This is a genomic window from Streptomyces sp. NPDC003042 (assembly GCF_053591315.1).
The window spans coordinates 1-5,278 of the sequence record NZ_JBSFTP010000158.1; the positions used below are offsets into that span (position 1 = coordinate 1).

At 68.5% G+C, this 5,278-nt stretch carries 5 protein-coding genes and 1 pseudogene; 3 read left to right on the forward strand and 3 right to left on the reverse strand.

Annotated elements, in window-relative coordinates; translation table 11 throughout:
• A pseudogene (locus ACWDYJ_RS35860) lies at positions 1 to 233 on the forward strand (hypothetical protein); the annotation flags it as partial.
• Positions 234 to 461: 228 nt separating this feature from the next.
• On the opposite strand, the gene ACWDYJ_RS35865 reads toward ACWDYJ_RS35860, so the two are convergent.
• The gene (locus tag ACWDYJ_RS35865) at positions 462 to 1,547 is read right to left on the reverse strand and encodes a DNA alkylation repair protein (protein ID WP_451569795.1); all 1,086 of its coding nucleotides are present in this window, start codon (positions 1,545 to 1,547) and stop codon (positions 462 to 464) included.
• Between the two features lie 26 nt (positions 1,548 to 1,573).
• Positions 1,574 to 1,867: a hypothetical protein gene (locus ACWDYJ_RS35870; protein WP_451569796.1), complete on the reverse strand. Its 294-nt coding sequence runs from the start codon at positions 1,865 to 1,867 to the stop codon at positions 1,574 to 1,576.
• A 104-nt stretch (positions 1,868 to 1,971) separates the two neighbouring features.
• Here ACWDYJ_RS35870 and ACWDYJ_RS35875 point away from each other — a divergent pair, with 104 nt between their 5' ends.
• On the forward strand, positions 1,972 to 2,526 hold the full coding sequence (locus ACWDYJ_RS35875) for an ABATE domain-containing protein (protein WP_451569797.1): 555 nt from the start codon (positions 1,972 to 1,974) through the stop codon (positions 2,524 to 2,526).
• Positions 2,527 to 3,314: 788 nt separating this feature from the next.
• Complete coding sequence (locus ACWDYJ_RS35880; protein WP_451569798.1) at positions 3,315 to 3,521, forward strand: hypothetical protein; 207 nt, start codon at positions 3,315 to 3,317, stop codon at positions 3,519 to 3,521.
• A gap of 279 nt (positions 3,522 to 3,800) precedes the next feature.
• Here ACWDYJ_RS35880 and ACWDYJ_RS35885 read toward each other — a convergent pair whose 3' ends face one another.
• On the reverse strand, positions 3,801 to 4,679 hold the full coding sequence (locus ACWDYJ_RS35885; protein ID WP_451569799.1) for a thermonuclease family protein: 879 nt from the start codon (positions 4,677 to 4,679) through the stop codon (positions 3,801 to 3,803).
• Between the last annotated feature and the right edge of the window lie 599 nt (positions 4,680 to 5,278).

Below are 5,278 nucleotides of genomic sequence, written 5' to 3' on the forward strand. Positions count from 1 at the left end.
TGCTCCACCTCCTGGACCCGCACCGGCGCGCGGAGTGCCTGGGCCTGCGCGTCCTGGCGGTCGGCTGGCAGCCCCAGCCCCAGCAGCTCATGGCCGACGTCGCCGGCATCCGCGGGCCGGGTTCGTCCACCGGTGAGCGGTACGCGCTGGCGGGCTTCCGCCGCCTCATCGAGCAACGCGCACAGCGCGCACGGGACGCCGACTTCGGCGCCGACTCACTGTCCCGCACGTAGCGGGCGCGGCGGGCCCCGGGACAGGGGGCATCCCACTGACGCGCGCACCCCGTCTCCTTCGCGATTCCCCGCCAAGACGCTGCGCGATTGTCCAGGATCGGCGTTGCTGAGCAGCGATGACCTTGAGGCTGCGCGGGTGCGGGTTCCCGTTTCTGGTCGCGGAAGCCCCATTGGGGTGGCGGCGCGATGGCGGATACGCCATCGAAGCGGGATGGGAGGCGGTTGCCCTCAGCAGTGCAGCGTGAACGAGGCTTCGCCGTGGGATCGGCCGTTGACCTGGAGCTGCAGCAGGTGGACACCCGGGTGGTAGCGCCGCGTGCTGATCGGCTTGAAGGAGTGTCTGCGGGTCGCGCTCCACGTCTCGCCGGGAGCCAGTGGCCGCGTGGTGAGTTTGAAGACCTTGGGGGTGCGGGTCCCGTTGGCCTTCATGTGGTGGATGACGTAGTCGATGACGAGGTGAGCGGTCTGGTCGTGCGTGTTGGTCACCGAGTAGTCGAACAGCAGATGGTCGCCGACCCGGATCTCCGAGGTGTGCACGTGCGGGCCCTCGACGGCGACGGGACTGTCCGGGGAGTGGCCGAGCAGCGTAAGGGCCCCGGCGTGGCCGGATTTGATCAGGGTGCGCAGGCCGTGGCGTACCAACCGGGTCGACGTCGGTGCGGGGTCGCTCAGCCAGCGCGCCGCGACACCGGTGGCGATTTCGGGGTGGTCACGGCTGATGTCGTTGAGGTGGTTGGCCACTGATCTGCGGACGTACTCGGAGTCGTCCCGGTACAGCGCGTCGAGCAGGGGCAGCGCGGGTGTCGGATCCGCGATCAGCTCCGGAAGCTGGGGTGCCCAGGGCAGTCGTGGCCGTGTGCCCTCGCTGGCCAGTCGGCGGACGTGGGGGTCGGGATGCGCGGTCCACGGCGTCATGAACCGGAGCGCGCGTTCCAGGTCGGCGCGGAGGAAGGGCCGGACGGCGGTCTCCGCGGTCAGGCGCGGGGTGAGTTCTGCGAGCAGGGCGAGCGCCGGCTCGAAGGCGTCGAGGCCCCGTACGGCGACGGCCTCGGTGACGGGGAAGATCATCCAACCGGTGAATTCACTGTCCCGCAGTGCGGCCCGCACCGCGTCCGCGAAGGCCGGGTAGTCCGCCGGAAGATCGGCCAGGACGGCATTTCTGATCACGGCGACACGCTCGGTGAAGCTCAGCCCGTCCAGGGCGGCGCCGCACCCCCGGGTCTCAAGCGCCGTGATCCCGTCTCCGGCTCGCGTCAGGCATCGGGCGAGGTCGGCGACGGTGTCCGCGCCGAGTAGTTCGTCTGCCGAGGGCACAGCGTCGTTCTCCTTGATCCCGGGGGTTATGCGGTGTGCAGTACCTGAGCGTGCCGCATCTCGTGCACCGTGCCGATCCGGCTGAAGAAGCCCTGGGCCCGGGGATCGGACGGCATCTCCTTGGCCGCGCGCTCGGCGACGGCGGCGGACGACCAGATGATGAAGTCCAGGACGGTGCCGTCGTCGAACTGGGCGAGGTGGGCGCCCTGGAAGCCTTCACCGTACTGCTCCTTGAGCAGCTCGACGAGTTGCTCCCGGTGGGCGGTGAGGGCGGCGAGGTCGTCGGTCTCGAACCTTACGTACTCAATGGTTGCACTCATGGCATCATCCTTCGTCGACTACGTGACTCACGGACTTGATGGATCAAATCCGTGAGATGAAGTTATCACGGGTTCGCTGCCCTGAATCCAGTAGATTGAGGGGCATGACCATCCGGGACCTGCAGGAAATGCCGTGGATCGGCGAGCACCCGGTCCTCGACCTGGCCAACACCGTGGTCGTCGGCGCGGGCCCGGGACGCGGCGACATCGACTTCCTCGCCGATCGGGAACTCACGGGGCGGTGGCGCGCCCGCGCCGCCCATCGCGGACTGGCCACCCTCTCCTTGGAGGAGCTGGAACGACTGCGTGGGTTGGTCCGCGAGGCGCTGGACTCGACAGCCGGACAGCGGCCGCTCGCCGACAGTCTGCGGAACCGCCTGAACGAACTCGCCTCGTCCGCCCCCGTCGTCTTCCGGATGACAGGGGACGGCCTGCTCGCACAGCAGGAACAGGGTGGCGGCGCCGAGGCGGTCGTCGCCCGCGAGACCCTCGTCCTGGCCGCGGGGCCGGACCGTCAGCGGGTGCGGCGCTGCCACGCCCCCAGTTGCGGCATGTTCTTCCTGGCCAGGCGCCGTGACCAGGCGTGGTGTTCCCTCGGCTGCGGCAACCGGGCGAGGTCCACCCGGCGCCAGCCACGAGAAACGGGAACCCACAGCTGACGAGATAGGGGAACCCAAAGTCAGGCTGTGACACCAGACTTGGACTTCAAGCACTTCAGGGACATCGCGGACGCGGCCCGCACCATCGCCGGCGCGATGGACACCGCGGCCGGAGCCGTCGAGGCCGTTAGGCCGCGACCCTCGTGGTCCAGCTCGGCTACCGCGCCGGCAAAGCCCGAAGTCGGCATATCCATCTCCCTCATCCCCGTCACCGCGGCGTCCATCCCCCCGTGCGCGGGGAGCAGGGTACGGAGGCCTTCGATCGCTCATGCCAGAGCCGTACAGCAAGTTCGGTGACATTCTCATCGGCAGTATCAACCGTCTGCCCAAGGACTCGAAGAAGCCGCCCTTCAACGCACCTGCCACCATCGTGCACAAGTGGGCTGTCGAGGCCGTGGGCAAAGGCAAGCGGAAGGAGCAGCTGGCCGGCTTCGACCTCGTTGCCAACCGCGCTGACATCGAGAAGACCATGAAGCTCGAGGACGCCTACACCAGGCTGGCCGCGGAGCCCAAGGCACCGCACCTGACGGCGACGCTTCCCGAAGAGGGCTACAGAACCAAGGAGTACACCGAGTCGACGACGATCTCGGTCTCGCAGAGCAGCCAGGAGGGCTGGGAAATCGGCCTCACCGCCGAGGCCGGCGTGAACTTCAAGGGCGGCGAGGTCAAGCGTCTAACGCGGCGCTCCAACCAGGCCACGGTGAAACACTCAGGCGCTGCGCGGCTTACGGCCGAGCGTCTTCTTCGCAGCTGCCTTCTTGGCAGGGGCCTTGGCCACCGTCGGCTTCTTGGCCGTCTTCTCCGCGGTGGGGAGGTCGGAGCCGACCGCCAAGAAGCGCGCCACCGGCGCTTCCGGAACCTTCCATTCCCAGTCGCTCCGGGCGCTGACCAAGGCCGAGCTGTACGAGAAGGCAACGAAAGCCGGCATCCGCGGCCGGTCCGGCATGAGTCACGACGAGCTCGCCGATGCCCTCGCCAGCGCCAAGGGCAGCTGAGAGCTTTGCTCAGCTGCCGTACCCGAACAGCGGGACATCACCCACGGCGGGGTCGGGCCATGTTCTGGTACCCGTCACGTATTCCTGCTGCAGGCGTCGGTCGTCAGCCGGACCCGTTCAGGTGCGCAGTGTCGTTGAGGGCCTCGAGAATCCAGCGCGTGTGGGCTTCGAGGCGGGTGCGGTGTGCGTCGGCGGTGGCCTGGTCCAGGGGCGTTTCGCCGTCCGGTCAGGAGTTCGGACAGGGCGCGGAAGTCCGCGGCGTGGGTCATCGCAGGCCTCTCAGTTCTCGACGAAGACGAGGTCCTCGGGCGGATGGGTCATCCGCACCTTGCTGTCGATGACTTCGACGACTTCGTCGAGGCCCGTGGTGGGGTGGCTGGTGGAGATGATCCAGAACTCGTCCGCGGCCTGGTCGAGGAAGGCCGGGAAACCGGTCAGGTCGGGGTTGTCGGGGTCGCCGAGGTACAGGTAGTCCACCAGCCGCCGGAACAGCTTGGGCAGGATCACGACGTCGTCCTGGAGGGAGTCGATGCCGGTGACGGTCGCGCCGTCCAGCGTGTCGTCGTCCTTCCACAGTCCCTTCTTGGGTACGGCCTCCTGTGCTTGGCGCACTGCGGCCGTCAACTCGTCGCGCAGGTCCGGGAAGAGGTTCGTGTAGTACGTCGGGTAGGCCAGGCCCTCCGCGAGCACGTGGTGGTTGAACGTGGTGCGCAGCAGCGCCTCGTCGACGTGGATCTGCGTGCCGCTGGTGCCCGGGGGCGTGCCCTTGCCGACGAGGGCGATGCAGCGCTTGTCGCGGGCCGCGCCGCGGGTGAGGATCCAGCCGGGCCTGGTCGTGGGAGTGGCCGCGGTGACGGTCTCGTCCTCCATGCGCTCTACGGTGGTGAAGCCTAGCCAGTTCGTGAGCTCGTCCCGGGCGGCGCGGCCGTGGAGCCACGGCTGGTGGACCTCGGGGTTGCCGTTGCGCGAGTAGTGGGTCTCCAGCGTGTCGATGGCGTCCAGCCGCAGCTTGGCCTTGCCGGACCCGTTGCGCTCGACCTTGTGGGGGCCGGTGACGAGGTTCCACTCCTCCTTCTTGTCCGGCTGGAAGTGGATGGTGTCACCGTCCGACCGGCCTCCGATGAGGTGGTACGAACCCTTGATCAGCAACATGGGCATGACGATGCGACTCCCTCGTGACGGGCACGAACACCGAACAGATCCTCACTGTGCGTTACAGAGTAGGGGTGTCTGATACACAGCGGGTGAAACCAGGCACGGGTTCGCTCGTTAAACCCGCTTCGCCCCCGGACCCTCGCTCAGCAGCCCCCGCCAGGTAGGTCCACCGGCAGCCCCGGCCGCCTAGTTCAGAGAAGTAACCAGGCCGAAGCTGATCGCACCGGACCAGACGGGACGCATCAGACCTCCCTCCCAAATTTCTCAAAATCCAGCGTCGTACCACCCCAGGCCATCCGTCCCGCCAGGCCCCCGGCCACTGAACAGGCCCACCCGGGAGTCGATCGCTCGGCGGGACGGACGGACCTGTAGGACGGCTGCGGGCCGGAACGGCGGCGGGCGACGCGGAGCCCTGGCTGCGGCCACCCGTACGTCCGGGCCGCGCTGGCCAGCCCTGGACACACGACGCGGCGGCCGGCGCGGCATATGCCGAGGGGCAAGGCGACGGCGAAGTCGGTGGAGGAGTCGCCGCCCGGCAAGCATGCGGACGCCGGAGAGGCTGTGGGCCTCTCCGGCGTCCGCCGTGTCGGGGGAGCTATGGG

Coding starts and splice junctions, on each gene's coding strand:
- ACWDYJ_RS35875 (WP_451569797.1), top strand. CDS start 1,972: ATGACCATCCGGGACCTGCAGGAAATGCCGTGGATCGGCGAGCACCCG.
- ACWDYJ_RS35870 (WP_451569796.1), bottom strand. CDS start 1,867: ATGAGTGCAACCATTGAGTACGTAAGGTTCGAGACCGACGACCTCGCC.
- ACWDYJ_RS35885 (WP_451569799.1), bottom strand. CDS start 4,679: ATGCCCATGTTGCTGATCAAGGGTTCGTACCACCTCATCGGAGGCCGG.